The following is a 15,692-nucleotide window of genomic DNA, read 5'->3' as shown; positions in this document are numbered from 1 at the left end:
TTGAATTCATCAAACGGACTGAATAAACGCCTGTTCTCATGGAGTATCGAAGAGATTCGACACGGTCAGTTATGGCCAGTTTCCATAGCATTAACACTGATCATTGCGTGTGTTTTTGCATTGTCGGCATTGGCCGAACGTATGGAGCAGGTGATTGTTAAACAGGGCAAAGATGCGCTTACTGCCGATAGCGTGTTTATCTCAGCAAACCCAATCCCGCAACCCTTGTTAGACCTCACTCAGGTTGAAAAGTTAGAAAGCTCTCAGTTGACTCGTTTTTCAACCATGGCATTCAGTGATAACTCAATGCAGTTAGTGACGGTGAAAGCGGTTGAAAGTAATTATCCATTACGCGGTGAAATGATCTTAGAGGGCGCTGATAAAGCATCAAGTAACCATGTTGAGCCAGGTGAACTTTGGTTAGACGAGCGTATATTTGCACAGCTTGAGGTTGAAATTGGTGACAATGTCACTATTGGCGATGCCGATTTAACGATAACAGGGCGCATCACCCAAGAGCCAGGTTTGAGCTTTAACCCATTCCAACAAATGCCTGCTGTGCTAATTCATACCAGCGATATCGAGGCCACTGGAGCGATTCAACCGGGCAGTCGTGTAAGCTTTAGGCTGTTTCTAAACGGTGATGATACAAAACTGAAAGCCACGCAAGACAGCGTAGAATTAACACCGAGCGATCGCTGGCGCACGCAAGACTCTGCGAGTCGCACTAACGACATGTTCGAGAGCACAACTCAATATCTTTCGCTAACGGTTGCTATCGTTGTGATCATGGCGGCGACCACTTTGGTACTTACGTGCCAACATTATGTTGCGAGTCGCCGTAAAACCATTGCGATGCTTAAAAGTTTGGGGGCGAGTAAGCAATGGATCATTAAATGGTTGTTTGTACAGGTGTCTCTTTTAGTGGTCATCGGCGCTGTACTTGGAATTACAATAGGGGTCGGCTTAGAGTTTCTACTTCGTATACCTTTAGGTGATTTGTTGCCAACACCACTTCCTAGCTATGGTATTGAACCTGTCATTTTAGCGATTTTATCAAGCGTCCTCATTGGTGTGCCTGCTCTTGGTATTCCGTTAATTGGCTTGGTCAACACCTCGGCAATCAGCGTGATTCAATCAAGTCATCAGTCCAATGAAAGCTACAAGAAATACCTGTTGTTGCTGGTACCTATTATTCCAATGATGCTGATGTACGGCGATAACCTGTTGGTGTGGATAGTTCTTGCGGGTATCGCTTGCCTGTTCTTAGTACTCGCGATTGTCAGTACGCTTGTTCTGCGTTTGGTCGGCAAGCTGCCGGCGTCGACATCTATGCGCTTGGCATTGAGCCGAATTAATCGCACACCATTAGCAACAGGGATTCAATTTGGTTCTCTAGCGCTGTCTTTGATGCTGCTATCGATCATATGGCTAGTGAGAAGTGACTTGTTGTCGGATTGGCAACAAACCTTACCTGAAAACGCACCTAATGCGTTTGCGCTAAATATTGCGAGCTATGAGAAAGACAGTTATCTCGAGACGATTGATGCAAACGAAGTAGAGCGTACTCAAGCGTTTCCAATTATACGAGGAAGACTCACAACCATTAACGGCGTTGAGGCGGCAAAATACAGCGAGACCTCAGAAGAAACAGACGCACTAAGCCGCGAAATCAACTTCACTTGGGGGGATAGCCTGCCTGAGTACAATGAAGTGTTAGAAGGCAGTTGGACACAAGAGCATGGTGTATCTGTGGAATCCGATGTCGCGGAGCAGTTGAGTCTAAAGATCGGCGATGAGCTATCGTTCACAATCAACAGCCAGAATGTCTCTGCCAAGGTGAACAGCATCCGAAAAGTAGAGTGGCGAGAAATGAAGCCGAATTTCTACTTCATATTTACGCCAGATGTTTTGAGCTCTATTCCTTCTACTTGGCTCGTGAGCTTCCGACTGGAAGAACAACATAATCAGATGCTTAACGAACTCTCTCGAAATCACCCAACCGTGAGTTTGATGGATATTCGTAAGATGGGTAGCAAGATCCAAGAGTTGCTCAAGCAGATTGTTTGGTCGATAACCGTACTTGCGGCTTTGGGTGTGGTAGCGGGTTTGTTGCTAATCTTTACTCTGTTGCGATTGAGCTTGTCTCAAAGACAACAAGAGATACGTTTGTATCGCACTTTAGGTGCGAGTAAGAAGCGAATTCTCAACACTATTTGGTGTGAATACGGGTTAATGGCGTTAGTGGCTGGCTCGATTGCTGCGATGGGTTCTGAACTCAGTGTTGCAGGGGTAATGAACTTTGGGTTCGAGTTAGAACCTTCACTCCACCCAATGCTGTGGATAGCGCTACCTGTGCTAACGTTCATCACATTGGCCGCGGTAGTGAATAGCTTAATCAAACGTTTGTTGGCACCAGTAAACAAGGATTTTGGCTAGTCTCTAGCGAGATCTCACAAATGCTTAAAACGGTCTAAAAGTGACATTATTTATATTTAGTCATGCACTATTTATAAGGCGTCGCTTTAGACCGTTTTTTATTTGACCAATGCTTAGCACAAGTAACGAATATCGCACCTTAATTTTCCAATTTTTTAGTGTTTTTTAAAACTAATCGCACAATAATGCCGATTTAATGAACAGCGGTTAGTCCCTGTAAACAAAGGGTTTGCGCAACTTAGCAAGAACGTTATCAACAGTTATCCACAAAAACGGTGGATAACTTTAGGGATAAGTTAACATCTATGTTTTAAGAGTACGGATGCAGCCTTTATGTGGCGTCACTTAGGACAATTTTGACTGTTAGAATAACCTTTAAAACTCTATCTGGAGTTATTGAGTCAAGAGATTATTTATGTTTTTTACATAGATATTAAATCCCACTTAACTAAGACCTTGATAAAAATGTGTTTTAATTCATCGCAGAACAAAAGTAGAATAGCGGCAGTTAATCTTATTCTACAGAACACGATGAACCACAACAAAACGGATACAAATCAGCCTTCTATTGCCATTGTTGGTGGTGGTATTGCCGGAACAACGAGCGCGATTCACTTTAGTGAGTTGGGTTTTAAGGTCACTATCTTGGAAAAAGGGCCGAGTTTGGTTAATGGTCCACCAATATGCCACCTGCACGCTGGCGGCAATTTGTATCGAGATATTTCTGTAGAGCAGTGTCTTCAGTTGCTCACTCAGTCAATTGATACCGTCCGCTTGTTTCCCCACACGATCAATATTCGTCCGACAATTATCGCTGTTCCACACAGTGATGGTGGAGAGCCGTTGGATCTACTTCCGCGTCTAAAGATAATCAAGGACGCTTATGCTGAGCTTGTTAATCAAGATAGAAGCAACCAAGTGCTTGGTAAACCGGAAGAGTATTACAAGCTGTATAGTAAAGAAGAGTTACTAGCACTTGCTACCCAAACACAGCCTCTCAAACCAACATCGCTTGATCATTGGTGTATTCCTTTCGCTAAACATACGGATCTAGAAACCCTTAAGTATCCTGTTGCTATGGTTCAAGAGTATGGCTGGAGTGTATTCCGCTTGTCTGCAACCGCTCAACTGTCTTTGGGGCAACAATCGAATTGCTCAGTATTAACCAACAGCCGATTACAATCTGTTGAATCGTTAGAGCAAGGCTGGTCTTTGACTTATACAGACGCTGAGAACCAAAGCTGTCATTTAACGACCGACTACTTGATTAATGCAAGTGGCTTTGAAACGGGCATCGTGGATGACTTTGTCGGTTCTAAGCAACAAAGGCTTGTTGAGTTCAAAGCCGCATACGTTACAGAGTGGCCGTATTTGCAAGAATGTAAGGAAGAGTGGCCAGAGGTTATCTTCCATGGCCCGAGAGGCACACCGCAAGGCATGGCGCAATTAACGCCCTACGCTGATGGTGTGTTCCAACTTCACGGTATGACAGAAGGGATTACTCTGTTTGAGGGTGGCCTTGTTTCATCATCAACAGATTCATCACAGCCTCAGCTGCCTTCTAAGCTTCTTAAGAAAATCGTATCAGGTTGGAGTGAAGAGCAGCTTGAATTAAGAACTCGCGCTGCGATAACGCATATGTCTCAGTTCATCCCAAGTTTTAGCTCTGCACTGGTAGGTGGTAAGCCTCTGTTCGGTGCACAGCAGATTCCGGGAACCGATCCGAGCTTAAGAGCTTCAGACGTTTCATTCTGTGGTGATCGCTATGCTCGACTTGAAGTCGTCAAAGCTTCCTCAACCCTAGAGGCTGCACAAAAGGTCGCTGAGCATTGGTTTGATGTCGCGGAGTCAGCATCGATTGAAGACACACACTCAGTGACAATGTCACTTAATCTAAGTGATATTGAGAATAGAGCGATAGATTTGACACAAGAACGTGGATACCCAGAAGCCCTTGCAAAGGTATCAGGCCAAGATCACGCTTAATACTCAGTCATAATCGACTACGCTGAACATCTTCAATTCGGCTTACTTTGACAGGTAAGCCGAACCTTTAAATGAAACGCCTGCCTGTATCTTGTCAATTGCCTGAACTACATCTTCTAAACGAAATCTTCTTGGCTAACTCTTTCAAGATTCTTAGATTCTTAGATTCTTAGATTCTTAGATTCTTTGCGACAGAGTTACATAGCTACAGAGCAAAAACTAATAGCCGAAAAACTGAGCCCATTGGCACCACACATCTTGTAATCCTAAGCGATCGCCTTTACTAAACGAGACCTCATGTCCAGGTTTGGCTTGTGCTAAGCGTGGCAAATCGATTCTGGCGACACATCCAATCTTTGGGTAGCCACCAATGGTCTGTCTGTCATTAAGCAACACGATAGGTTGCCCATCTTGGGGGATTTGAATCGCACCTAAGGCAATGCCTTCTGACAATAGCGAAATATCAGATGAATCAACCGATTCGCCACTCAGTCGATAACCCATGCGATTTGAATTTTGGTCAACGTGATACTGTGCATTATACAAAGTCTCTTTTGCTGACTCTGAGAACAGCTCGCTTTGATAGCCTTCAATCACTCGCAGGTTCACTGGTAGGTTGTAATTAGGCGTGTATCGGAAGGTGACACTCAACGCCTTAAACGGGCGAGAGAGTTTGTGTTGGGTAAACGCAACTTGTTGCCCTTGCTGGCATGGCTCTCCATCTTGCGTTAATCCACCAATCTTTTCACGAGTCACCGTAGAACAGCTATCAAGAGTTGATGGAACATCGAAGCCCCCCTTAACAGCTAAATACGCCCTTAGACCATTTTTAGGTAAACCAAATGAGAGAACTTGCCCTGCGAAAGCTTGAAAAGTACGCCAATTCGACTGTGGCTTACCATCGAGCTTCGCTTGTAAATCGCCACCACATAACGCCATTTCGCAATCAAAATCGATTCGTAACGCACATTGCCCAAGCGTGATTTCCAACGCCGCTTGGTTGACTGGGTTTCCGAGCAGGTGATTGGCCCAGCTATACGAGTAATCATCAACAGGGCCACCTTGTGTCAACCCGAGATGAGCGACACCAAATCGTCCGAAGTCTTGAATCAAACTCAACGGGCCGGGTTTAACCACTGTTATTGTTGGTTTAGCTATTGTATTAACCATTAGCGACATCTCCACTAATCTCCATAAGCCTAAGCTCTACAAATTCTTGTTTTGAAATCGCGATGAAACGGACTGAGTCACCGACATTAAGTAGAGACAGCGGCGTTTGCATGGTATCAGCGTTCTTCAATTGGCTGTGATCAAACAGTGCGAGCGGACAATTGCCAATAATATTCCAACCGCCCGGTGAGTCCGAAGGATACACCGCCGTTTTCATATCCGCGATGGCAATGCTGCCTTTCGGTACACTTAAGCGTGGGGTTGAATGACGAGGCAAAGCAAGCTCGCTGACCACATCAGACATAAACGCAAAGCCAGGCGTAAACCCAATCGCACTGACGCTGTAAGTCTGCGAGGTGTGATGTTGAATAATATCGTCCAGAGACAGGCCTTTGGCTTGATATCGGTCTAAATCGAGTGCTGTTTCTGGTGAGTAATAAGCAGGAAGTTCGATAGTGTTACGCGTGTTAATAACACTAGAGAAAGACGAAATAGCATGACTCAATAAGGCGTTGAGTTGTTCCATGAGCTGATGTTCTGAAATTCTATAAGGTAAGTAGTCAACCAGAATGGTGTGGTAAGCCGGTGTCACATTCATCAATACAGATGCTAAGTGTTGACGAATAGCATCGGAAAAATGAGCCATGTACTGCGCATATTGAGCGCTAGATTGGCGATTTGGGTCTGACAACGCCAAGGTGACCAAAACACTGCATTCTGCGACTGGCGCTATATTGAACTCAATTTGATTCGTCGTCATTTCGTTTCCATACGTTTGCTTGCCTTTAATTTATTTACTGCCTTTTATTTGCTTATTTGACGTGTCTAACTTCCGTGTCCAAACCAATACAATACAAAGCAATTAGACCTTACGAGCAATAGGTTAGGTGCTCGGTTAGGCGAGCGATAAGGCCATGCGCCATACCAATCACACGCTTCATATTAGCTAAAAGCGTTAAGGTCTTGTCTGATTTTTCTAATTAATGCGATAGATTGGGGATTATCACCATGAACACAGATGGTATCGGCTTCAATAGGCAGTCTTTCACCTTCAATGGTCGTGACCGAACCGTAGTTAATGATTTGCATGACTTGGTTGTAGATGTCGTCTTGATTGACGTAAACCGAGCCTTTTTGAGTTCGCGGCGATAACTGCCCATTATTCAAGTATGCACGATCGGCAAACGCTTCAAACAAGAGGGGTAAGTCATGATCGTCTGCAATATCTAGATACTGCTGATTGTCTGACGAAGAGAGGATCATTAAGGGGATGTTAAATTCAGCGACTGCTTGGGCTACCGCATTAAACACATCAATGTTCGCCATCATATCGTTGTAAAGGGCGCCATGAGGTTTCACATAGCCAACAGATGCATGGTGATATCGGCAAAGGGCTTGTAGTGCACCGACTTGATAACAAACTAGCTCACTGATCTCATCCATGGTGTGCGGAATAGAACGGCGACCAAACCCGACTAAATCTTGATAACCAGGGTGAGCACCTATTTGGGTGTGATAGTGCTGTGCCAGTTTAATAGTCTTGGACATAACGTGCGGATCAGACGCGTGAAAGCCACAAGCGATGTTTGCCATGTCGACCCATTCCATCACCGACTCATCATCGCCCATCTTCCAATTGCCGAAACTTTCTCCCATGTCGCAATTAAGCAAAATCTTCGTTGTCACGTGGTGCTAATCCTTTACGTTGAGGTAAGTAATGACGGTCTTATAAATGCCATAAATAAACAGTGACCTGACTCAAACTTTCGACACCGAAAATTTACCAGTATGGCATTTCATATATAGTTGAACTATTGATTAAAGGATTAATATCTATCTGTATATTAGGTGAGCACATGATATCGCGCCAGGTTTGCTTAGGACTAGCATTAACGACACCTGTTTTTGTAGCTGCTCAAGAAAACTCTTTAGACCAACTCATGTCGATGAGCCTTGAAGAGTTGTCTATGTTAGATGTTGAGATGGAAACGGCTTCGAAAGTGACACAGAAACTTACCGACATTCCCTCATCGGTTTATGTACTTTCTAATGAGCGAATTCAACGCAGTGGGGCTAAAACCATTGCGGAAGTGCTGACGCTAGTACCCGGCCTCAAAGTGACTAAGTTTAACGAAACCTCGTGGTTTGTTTCGACGCGCGGCTTTCATGATGGGCTGTATAACAAAATGCTCGTGATGATGGATGGACGAAGCTTATTTAGCCCAGTCTATGGCGGCACGTATTGGAGCGATGTTGACTATATATTTGCCGATATCGAACGCATCGAAGTATTAAAAGGCCCCGGCGGAACGATTTGGGGAGGCAATGCGGTTAATGGTGTGGTGAATATCATTACTAAGTCTGCCAATGATACTCAAGGGACGTATCTCTCTGGTGTCGCCTCTAATACTGATAATTACGAGTTTAGTGTTCGTCAGGGTTTAAGTCTGAATGACGATGTGAATGCGCGTGCATTCTATAAGTACCGAGAAGAACCCACGTATCGCACAAACGAATCTGAAAAATGGAAAGCGCAAACGGCTGGGATGGTGTTTCAACCAAGTAATACTGAAGAAAACTGGTCCTTACGTATCGGCGGTGAGAAAAGCTTTTACGAGTCTGAACTCTATACGTTCCAATATGATAACTCAGGCTCGTTTGTCGGTTCACAAGCCAATGATTTTGATAACAAGAGCCAATCTGTTTACGTCCAGTTCAACGACTCTCGCCATTTTAATGAAAGTTCGACACTCTCATACTCGTTATGGGGGGAGTATAATGAGGATAACGCGCCAGATGCTCCGGGAAGCTACTCGACCCTCGATTTTGACTCGACTTATATCAACCAGCTATCTGCAAAGCATCAGATGACACTCGGTGGTGGCCTGCGATATATGTATCTGGATTTCTCGTCTAGCCAAGTTTCGGACGTTGATTGGTACAATCCCGATTACGAAGGTCGAGCCTACAATATCCAATCTGCCAACGATTATATTGCGAACGCTTTTATACAGTCTCAAATTCAAATGACGGAAGCGCTATCTATTACTATTGGTGCCAAGGTTGAACACTTTACACAGAATGACTCAACAGAACTTTCACCTCAACTGCGTGGCTTATATAAGTTAACTCAACGTCATTCTGTGTGGGCGGGGCTCAGCCGTGCAGTGGTTGCACCATCATATATGGATTCAAACTCTACATACTACTTCAACAGTTATAATACCGATTCAAACGACAGTTATCTGGATGTCTATAAATCAAACTCGAACCTTGAAATAGAGGACGTCATAACGGCTGAAATGGGGTACCGCTACTCTAACAATTCAAATTTCGAGCTCGATGCAACAATCTACCTGAGTGAACATGACAATCTTCGCTTCCACAGCTATGACCCGAATGATATCCCCGCGAATCATGTCTATGTCGGTGCATTATCTGATGATTATAAAGCGAAAACCTATGGCTTCGAGTTAGGCGCAAGTTATCAAATTACAGAAGATTTCACCAGTTACCTTAGTTATGCCTATTCAACGTTAGAAGGCGAAAACAAGGGTGATGACCCTAAATCTAGCCCACAAACTGGCGTCTATCATGACATTGATAATGAACATTTAGCCACGGCACAGTTGATGTGGAATATCACCGATACCTGGCAATTCGATGTTATCGGCCAATACATTAATGTGAATTACCCAGACTATTGGATAGCAGGCGATGGCACCCAATACGAATGGCAATCTTACCCACATGAAATAACCTTTGATGCACGTCTTGCATGGAAAAAATCATCCGCAGCACCTTTAATTGAAGTGGTCGTTGAAAACATTGGTAAGAGTGACGGCTATCAAGCTGAATTCACGTCTGAGAAAAGTGTTAACCAAGAGTCTGTATATGTGAGGGTCTCTCATGAATTCTAAGTGGCTCAAGTACCGTATTAGGCTTGGTTTTACTAAACTCAGCCTTGCCACTTTAGCTATGTTTATTGTGCCTTTGAATACATCGGCGGCTAGCTTCAAGCCTTATGAAGTGAAAGCGGTGTACCTTTTTAGAATTGCCAACTTTATTCGTTGGAACGACGAAAGCACAATGAATACGGTTAACTTCTGTGTGATTGGCGATGAGAAGGTAAGTAAAGCACTGACGTCGATTACACAAGGAAAATCTATTCGTTCTCTCGCTATTCAAGTACATCAATTGGTGACTCCTAAGTGTGATATCACTTATCTATCTGATCTCGATAGTGATGAATTTAGCCGTAAAGCCCACTCACCACATACTGTGACGATTAGCGATATCCCAAACTTTACGGACATGGGAGGAGTCATTGAGCTAACGCACATCGATAATAAGCTAAAGCCTAAGATCAACTTAGTGAATGCAAGACGCGGTGAATTCGTCATTGGCTCAAACCTGTTACGAATTGCTATAGTGGAGGGCCAATAATGTTGTCTTTCATTAACAATTTATCGATTAAAAACAAGCTGATATTACCGATTGTCATTTTCATCGCGGTTACTTTTGTGACGATTCAATCAGTAAGTTACACTGTCACTTTTGAGCGAGAGAAAGAGAGTCTTATTCAGCGAGTTAAAGTGTTGGCACAAGGTGTTGCTTATAACCTACAAGCTGCGATTCTATTTGAGGATAAATCTTCGGCTCAGGAGATTTTGTCAGCCTTCGTTGCGGATAAAGATATCGTCAGGGTGAAGCTCTATGACATTAATGAACAGCTTTTTGCGAGTTATCAAGTCAGTAATACGCTAGTTCCAAGGCCGAATACAGATGAATTAAATGACATCGCGGATCACCAATTTGCCATCTCCGAGAATTTCATCTTTTTGCTTGTTCCGGTGACGCTGGACGACGCTGTGATCGCTAACTTGAGGGTGACAATATCAAAAGAAACGTTTAATACGATCTTAACGAATATTTTTAAGGTTGCAGCCGTCTACTTGCTGTTTCTGGTGATCTTAGGCGGGGTATTGGTCAAATTGGTTCAACGCTTGATTATCGAACCGATGTTTGACCTTAATGAGGCGATGCAAGCCTTTGTTGAACGTCGTTCAGAACAACAAAAATTAGTCGCAACGAACCACGATGAGATAGGGGATCTGGTCCGAGCTTTTAATACCATGCTCGAAAGACTTCAACATCGTGACAACCAAATCAATTTTACGCTCGATAAACTACAAGAAGAAAAGTCGTTTGCAAATGAGGTAATTGAAACTGTTCAGCACTCGTTGTTGGTAGCCGATGAAAAAGGGTTCATCGTTCATGCGAACGCTGCCACTCGTGACATTTTTAAATGTACCGAAGCGTTTCTTGAAAATTTATTGATCCAAGAGTTGATTGCGACAAAGCAAACTGGGCTCTTACAAGAGGTTATCGACGCTAATATTGAGCTCAATGACGAACTACTCGAAACCACCGATCTCTTTCACTCAAAACGCTGGCTTCGTGTGAGTAGCCGTTCGTTGTCAAAGCACGGTCGTATTCTTTATGCAATCCAAGATGTCACGGGGATAGAAACGGCCATGAGTCGCCAGCGTATAGCAGCAGGTGTTTTTGAGAACAGCAAAGACGGCTTAATCGTACTGAATTCATCCAACGTAATTACCATGGTCAACCCAGCGGTCACCCAACTTCTCGGTTATCACGCTGATCTGCTGGTGGGCAAAACACCATTTGACGTTTTTTCTTGGCAACAGTTTTCATCCCTAATGCCGACAATTCGCAGTTCATTGGAAAATTATGGGCAGTGGCAAGGGGAGGTATGGGAGAAGAGTGCATCTGGCACTTTGGTTCCAATGTTTGTAAAAGTGAATCGAGTTTCGTCAGACAATGAGAAAGACGAATTTGATATGGTACTCACACTGTCTGATTTATCTAATGTCAAAGAGATGGAAAGGCTTGAACACTTGGCTCATCACGACGCATTAACGGGTTTGGCCAACAGAGCTCAGCTGTATAAAGTGATGGATGATGTAGTCACGTCTAGCCATTATTCTAATCAGCACTTCGCGGTTATCTATTTGGATCTCGATGGCTTTAAACACGTTAATGATAACTATGGACACGATGCGGGCGACGAAATCCTCAAAGAAGTATCGAGCCGGTTGTTATCTCAAGTTCGTGCAGGAGATTTGGTAGCACGTTTGTCGGGTGATGAATTTGTTCTTATTATTAAACAGACCAACAAAGTCTTGTTAGCAAAGTTAGCGGAGCGACTGTTGGAGCTGATCGGGCAAGAAGTGACCCATAAACAGCGCTCGCTTCATGTTGGAGCGAGCTTGGGCATACACTTAGTTGATGGTTCAGAGCGTGATATAGACGTGATTCTAAAGGTTGCCGATGAGGCGATGTACCAAGCAAAACGCAAAGGAAAAGGTCAATTTGTGTTCTCTCGTGATAGTTTATAGCCGTAGGCGTTTGTGACCTCTACCTAAGTTGTTGTATCATAAGTGATAGGTTGAATATTTTTAATTAAAAGGTCTGCTAAACATGAATGTTTTAGTTACAGGTGGCATGGGTTACATCGGTAGCCATACAAGTATCCAGATGATCAACGCAGGAATGACACCTGTACTTTTTGATAGCTTGTATAACAGTAAACCAAGCGTTCTAGAGCGTATCGAAAAAGTATCTGGTGTTCGCCCTAATTTCATTGAAGGTGACGTTCGTGATAAAGCGCTTTTGACTGAAACCATGAAGCAACACAACATTGAAGCCGTTATTCATTTCGCTGGCCTAAAGGCGGTTGGTGAATCTGTGGCTAAGCCACTTGAATACTATGACAATAACGTGAACGGCACGTTAGTTCTTGTTGATGCAATGCGTGACGCTGGTGTGAAAACCTTAGTATTCAGCTCTTCAGCAACGGTCTACGGCGATCCTGCGAGTGTGCCTATCACCGAAGATTTTCCAACAAGCGCAACCAATCCTTACGGTCGTAGTAAGCTAATGGTTGAAGAGTGCTTAACCGATTTCCAAAAAGCCAATCCAGATTGGAGCATTACACTGCTGCGTTACTTTAACCCAGTAGGTTCACACCCAAGTGGTGAGCTAGGTGAAGACCCGCAAGGTATTCCAAATAACCTAATGCCATTTGTCTCTCAAGTAGCCGTGGGCCGCCGTGAATTCCTATCGGTATTTGGTAGCGATTATCCAACAAAAGATGGGACTGGTGTTCGTGATTACATCCACGTCATGGATCTGTCTGATGGCCACATCGCAGCGCTTGAAAAAGTAGGGCGTAAAGACGGTCTTCATATCTACAACCTTGGCACTGGTAACGGTTCGAGTGTATTAGATATGGTTAAAGCGTTCGAGAAAGCGAGTGGTAAACAAGTCCCTTATAAACTGGTCGATCGTCGCCCAGGTGATATCGCAGAATGTTGGGCAGACCCTGCTAAAGCTCAGAAAGAGCTGGGCTGGAATGCGACGCGTACATTGACTGAAATGACGGAAGATACATGGCGCTGGCAGTCAACGAATCCTAATGGTTTCCCTGGCTGAACTAGTCGTTTCATGAATGATTAATATACAAAAAGATGCTTTAGGGCATCTTTTTTGATCTAAATCGAATAAAAAGTGAATTAGTGGTTAAAAAGTATCATTCTGTATCGGTTGTTGTTATCATGCTCGCGAATTATATGTTTAATGTTAATTTTCTTTGGAGTTAATCATGGAACTAGGCCTAATTATCACTTTCATCATTGCTGCTGCAGTAATGGTTAAGAAAGAGATGGCGGAGAAGTAATTTCACTTTATCCCTTTTTGATACAATTTTTAGTGAAATAATAAAAGCCAGCATTTTAAGCTGGCTTTTTAGTTTCTGCTGTATACGTTTCTATGGTTCAGCTTTCTAACGAATTAGAATTCGTATTTAGCTGTGACTGACCAGTTACGACCAGCTTGCGTGTAATCTTTATCTTCTTGTGAGAATCCACGAACGTCATTCCACGAATAGTACTCTTCATCCGTAACGTTGAAAAGACCAGCTCTAAGCGTAAGATCCTTCGTCGGCAAGTAGTATGCAGTTAGGTCAACTACTGTTGCAGAATCAGTCGGTAGAATTTCGTCTTTTAGACCCACGCTATTTATATCACTAGACTTCTTGCCAGCTGTATAACTAATGTTAAGTGATGTACCCCATAACGCTGAAGGAGCGTCATAGTTAAATCCAACTACAGCATTCCAAGGATTCACGCTGTTAAGAGGGTTACCTTCACCGTCTTCGCCTTCTGTGTACGTGGCTGCAACACGAGTATTCACACCTTGTACCGGCATGAAGCTATTCCAAGACAACGTGTTTGAAGCCTCGATACCTTTGATTACTGCTTCATCAATATTTACATTTTTATATACTGTTGGATCCATAGGAGTGGCTGAACCACTAACAGCTACATTATCAATGAAGTTATCGTAGTCGCTGTAGAAGATAGCGATTTCGCTTGATGAATAATTTGTGTTGTGACGCCAACCTAGCTCGTATGAAATACTTTCTTCAGCTTCTAAGTCTGGGTTAGGGGCATTAACATAACCGTGAGCAGGATTACCAAATGAATAGTAAAGCTCTTGGAAATCAGGAGCTCTGAAGCCTTGGCTGATTTGTCCGAAGATCTTATTTTCGTCATTAAGCGTGTAAGTTGTACCTAAGCGTCCAGTTACAGCTGAGTCAGAATATTTTGCATAAGATTCTTCAGGGTTCCCACTTGGGTTTTGGCTTGTATCACCAGGATCCGTTTCAAAGCCGTCAAAACGAACCCCCGGAGTAATCATCCAATTTCCGATCGTCATTTCATTTTGTGCAAAGAATCCATACTTTCTTTCTGATGCTGAAGGAATATAGAAGATAACTTGGTCTGCACTGATTGAGTTATATTCGTTATTAACGTTTTTAATATCTTTGTCCGAATATGAAGCACCATAGATAAAGTAATTTTCTACATTACCTGTCATGAAGAACTTATCGAATTGCACATCAAGCTGATAGCCTTCATCTTCGTAGATATAGTCCTTTTTCTGAACGTTGCCAGCTGGCGGTAAGAACATACTACCACCCTTAGATGTACGATTAGTTATACCGTTTTCTTCTTTGCTCAGCCAGTCAGCTTGCCAAGTAACGGTGTCGGCAAACGCTAGGTCAGCATCCCAAATATGTTTGATACCAATTTGCTGTTGGCTAGTTGAATCTTCGCCAGTGTAACCGGTGTAGCTTGAGCTATTTAAATCGGTATCACCTGAATTCTCGATAAAATTACCTGAGAATTCTAAACGATGTTGTTCATTGAATTGATATTGAAGCTTAACCAGCAAGTTGTTGTTTTGAGTATCTTGTTCATCAGGTGTACCAAAGTTTTCAGTTTGCTCACCATCCCTGCGAGTATAAGCAACTAGCGTTTCAAGATCGCCAATACGATTCGCTAAGGCAACGGATTCGCTAAATGTGTTATCAGATGAAGAGTAGTTGAACTTCGCGTGCCCCCCGAAATCTTTGCCTTTTAAAAAGTCACTTGGGTCTTTTGTTTCAAACGCAGCAATACCGCCAATAGCGTCTGAACCATAAAGAGAAGAAGCTGCACCTTTAACTATCTCAACAGACTTCAACATATCCGTATCAACATCGACACGCGAAGAGTTGATGAAGTTATATGACTGAGTACCACTAGGAGTAAATTGGCTAGTTTGTGAGACTCCATCAACGATAACCTTTACTCGGTTACCTTCCATACCACGAATATTAATACCTTGAATCCCCTGACGAGAATTCGTAGTGACTGTGACACCTGGTGTGTACTTAAATAAATCGTTTACATCCGTTACCATGTTTTTTTCGATATCTTTATCGTTAATCACAGTTACCGATGCAGCAACGTCTTCAAGTTGTTGATTAGTACGAGTCGAAGATACAACAACCTCATCAAATAGGGCATAATCGTCAGCAAAGGCTGAGGTTGATGAAAGCGCTAAAACGATTGAAGCAGAGAGTAGGGATTGCTTATACATCTGATAGTTACCTTAGTTATCTTGATTTGCGAAAGATAATATTGGATCTAAATGATAATTACTATTATTTGCATTTAAATAATTTT

General features: G+C 43.2%; 10 protein-coding genes. 6 read left to right on the top strand and 4 right to left on the bottom strand.

Annotated features, from left to right (window positions below):
• Complete coding sequence (locus M4S28_RS23290; protein ID WP_249632996.1) at positions 1 to 2,439, top strand: ABC transporter permease; 2,439 nt, start codon at positions 1 to 3, stop codon at positions 2,437 to 2,439.
• Positions 2,440 to 2,970: 531 nt separating this feature from the next.
• Positions 2,971 to 4,425 carry an FAD-dependent oxidoreductase gene (locus M4S28_RS23285; RefSeq protein ID WP_249632995.1) on the top strand — a complete coding sequence of 485 codons (1,455 nt, stop codon included), beginning with the start codon at positions 2,971 to 2,973 and terminating at the stop codon, positions 4,423 to 4,425.
• Positions 4,426 to 4,644: 219 nt separating this feature from the next.
• On the opposite strand, the gene M4S28_RS23280 is transcribed toward M4S28_RS23285, so the two are convergent.
• The 3 genes from M4S28_RS23280 to M4S28_RS23270 all read right to left on the bottom strand — a co-directional run bounded on the left by M4S28_RS23280 (position 4,645) and on the right by M4S28_RS23270 (position 7,281).
• Positions 4,645 to 5,595 carry a 5-oxoprolinase subunit C family protein gene (locus M4S28_RS23280; protein WP_445329542.1) on the bottom strand — a complete coding sequence of 317 codons (951 nt, stop codon included), beginning with the start codon at positions 5,593 to 5,595 and terminating at the stop codon, positions 4,645 to 4,647.
• Positions 5,588 to 6,355: a 5-oxoprolinase subunit B family protein gene (locus M4S28_RS23275; RefSeq protein ID WP_249632993.1), complete on the bottom strand. Its 768-nt coding sequence runs from the start codon at positions 6,353 to 6,355 to the stop codon at positions 5,588 to 5,590. The genes M4S28_RS23280 and M4S28_RS23275 overlap by 8 nt, the downstream gene beginning before the upstream one ends.
• Positions 6,356 to 6,537: 182 nt before the next feature.
• The gene (locus M4S28_RS23270) at positions 6,538 to 7,281 is read right to left on the bottom strand and encodes a 5-oxoprolinase subunit PxpA (RefSeq protein ID WP_249632992.1); all 744 of its coding nucleotides are present in this window, start codon (positions 7,279 to 7,281) and stop codon (positions 6,538 to 6,540) included.
• Between the two features lie 170 nt (positions 7,282 to 7,451).
• Here M4S28_RS23270 and M4S28_RS23265 point away from each other — a divergent pair, with 170 nt between their 5' ends.
• The 4 genes from M4S28_RS23265 to galE all read left to right on the top strand — a co-directional run bounded on the left by M4S28_RS23265 (position 7,452) and on the right by galE (position 13,113).
• Positions 7,452 to 9,515 carry a TonB-dependent receptor plug domain-containing protein gene (locus M4S28_RS23265; RefSeq protein ID WP_249632991.1) on the top strand — a complete coding sequence of 688 codons (2,064 nt, stop codon included), beginning with the start codon at positions 7,452 to 7,454 and terminating at the stop codon, positions 9,513 to 9,515.
• Complete coding sequence (locus M4S28_RS23260; RefSeq protein ID WP_249632990.1) at positions 9,505 to 10,041, top strand: YfiR family protein; 537 nt, start codon at positions 9,505 to 9,507, stop codon at positions 10,039 to 10,041. Before M4S28_RS23265 ends, M4S28_RS23260 begins: the two co-directional genes overlap by 11 nt.
• The gene (locus M4S28_RS23255; protein WP_249632989.1) at positions 10,041 to 12,017 is read left to right on the top strand and encodes a diguanylate cyclase domain-containing protein; all 1,977 of its coding nucleotides are present in this window, start codon (positions 10,041 to 10,043) and stop codon (positions 12,015 to 12,017) included. Before M4S28_RS23260 ends, M4S28_RS23255 begins: the two co-directional genes overlap by 1 nt.
• A gap of 82 nt (positions 12,018 to 12,099) precedes the next feature.
• Positions 12,100 to 13,113: a UDP-glucose 4-epimerase GalE gene (galE, locus tag M4S28_RS23250; RefSeq protein ID WP_017079232.1), complete on the top strand. Its 1,014-nt coding sequence runs from the start codon at positions 12,100 to 12,102 to the stop codon at positions 13,111 to 13,113.
• A gap of 357 nt (positions 13,114 to 13,470) precedes the next feature.
• Here galE and M4S28_RS23245 read toward each other — a convergent pair whose 3' ends face one another.
• A complete protein-coding gene (locus M4S28_RS23245) occupies positions 13,471 to 15,606 on the bottom strand; it encodes a TonB-dependent hemoglobin/transferrin/lactoferrin family receptor (RefSeq protein ID WP_249632988.1) in 2,136 nt (711 codons plus the stop codon).
• Positions 15,607 to 15,692: the final 86 nt, after the last annotated feature.

Origin of the sequence: Vibrio sp. J383 (genome assembly GCF_023503985.1) — a bacterium.
GTDB lineage: Bacteria > Pseudomonadota > Gammaproteobacteria > Enterobacterales > Vibrionaceae > Vibrio > Vibrio splendidus.
The sequence above is the reverse complement of the archived record's forward strand: the minus strand, read 5'-3'. Positions and strand labels throughout refer to the sequence as shown.

Coding starts and splice junctions, on each gene's coding strand:
- M4S28_RS23285 (WP_249632995.1), top strand. CDS start 2,971: ATGAACCACAACAAAACGGATACAAATCAGCCTTCTATTGCCATTGTT.
- M4S28_RS23280 (WP_445329542.1), bottom strand. CDS start 5,595: ATGGTTAATACAATAGCTAAACCAACAATAACAGTGGTTAAACCCGGC.
- M4S28_RS23275 (WP_249632993.1), bottom strand. CDS start 6,355: ATGACGACGAATCAAATTGAGTTCAATATAGCGCCAGTCGCAGAATGC.
- M4S28_RS23265 (WP_249632991.1), top strand. CDS start 7,452: ATGATATCGCGCCAGGTTTGCTTAGGACTAGCATTAACGACACCTGTT.
- M4S28_RS23260 (WP_249632990.1), top strand. CDS start 9,505: ATGAATTCTAAGTGGCTCAAGTACCGTATTAGGCTTGGTTTTACTAAA.
- M4S28_RS23255 (WP_249632989.1), top strand. CDS start 10,041: ATGTTGTCTTTCATTAACAATTTATCGATTAAAAACAAGCTGATATTA.
- galE (WP_017079232.1), top strand. CDS start 12,100: ATGAATGTTTTAGTTACAGGTGGCATGGGTTACATCGGTAGCCATACA.
- M4S28_RS23245 (WP_249632988.1), bottom strand. CDS start 15,606: ATGTATAAGCAATCCCTACTCTCTGCTTCAATCGTTTTAGCGCTTTCA.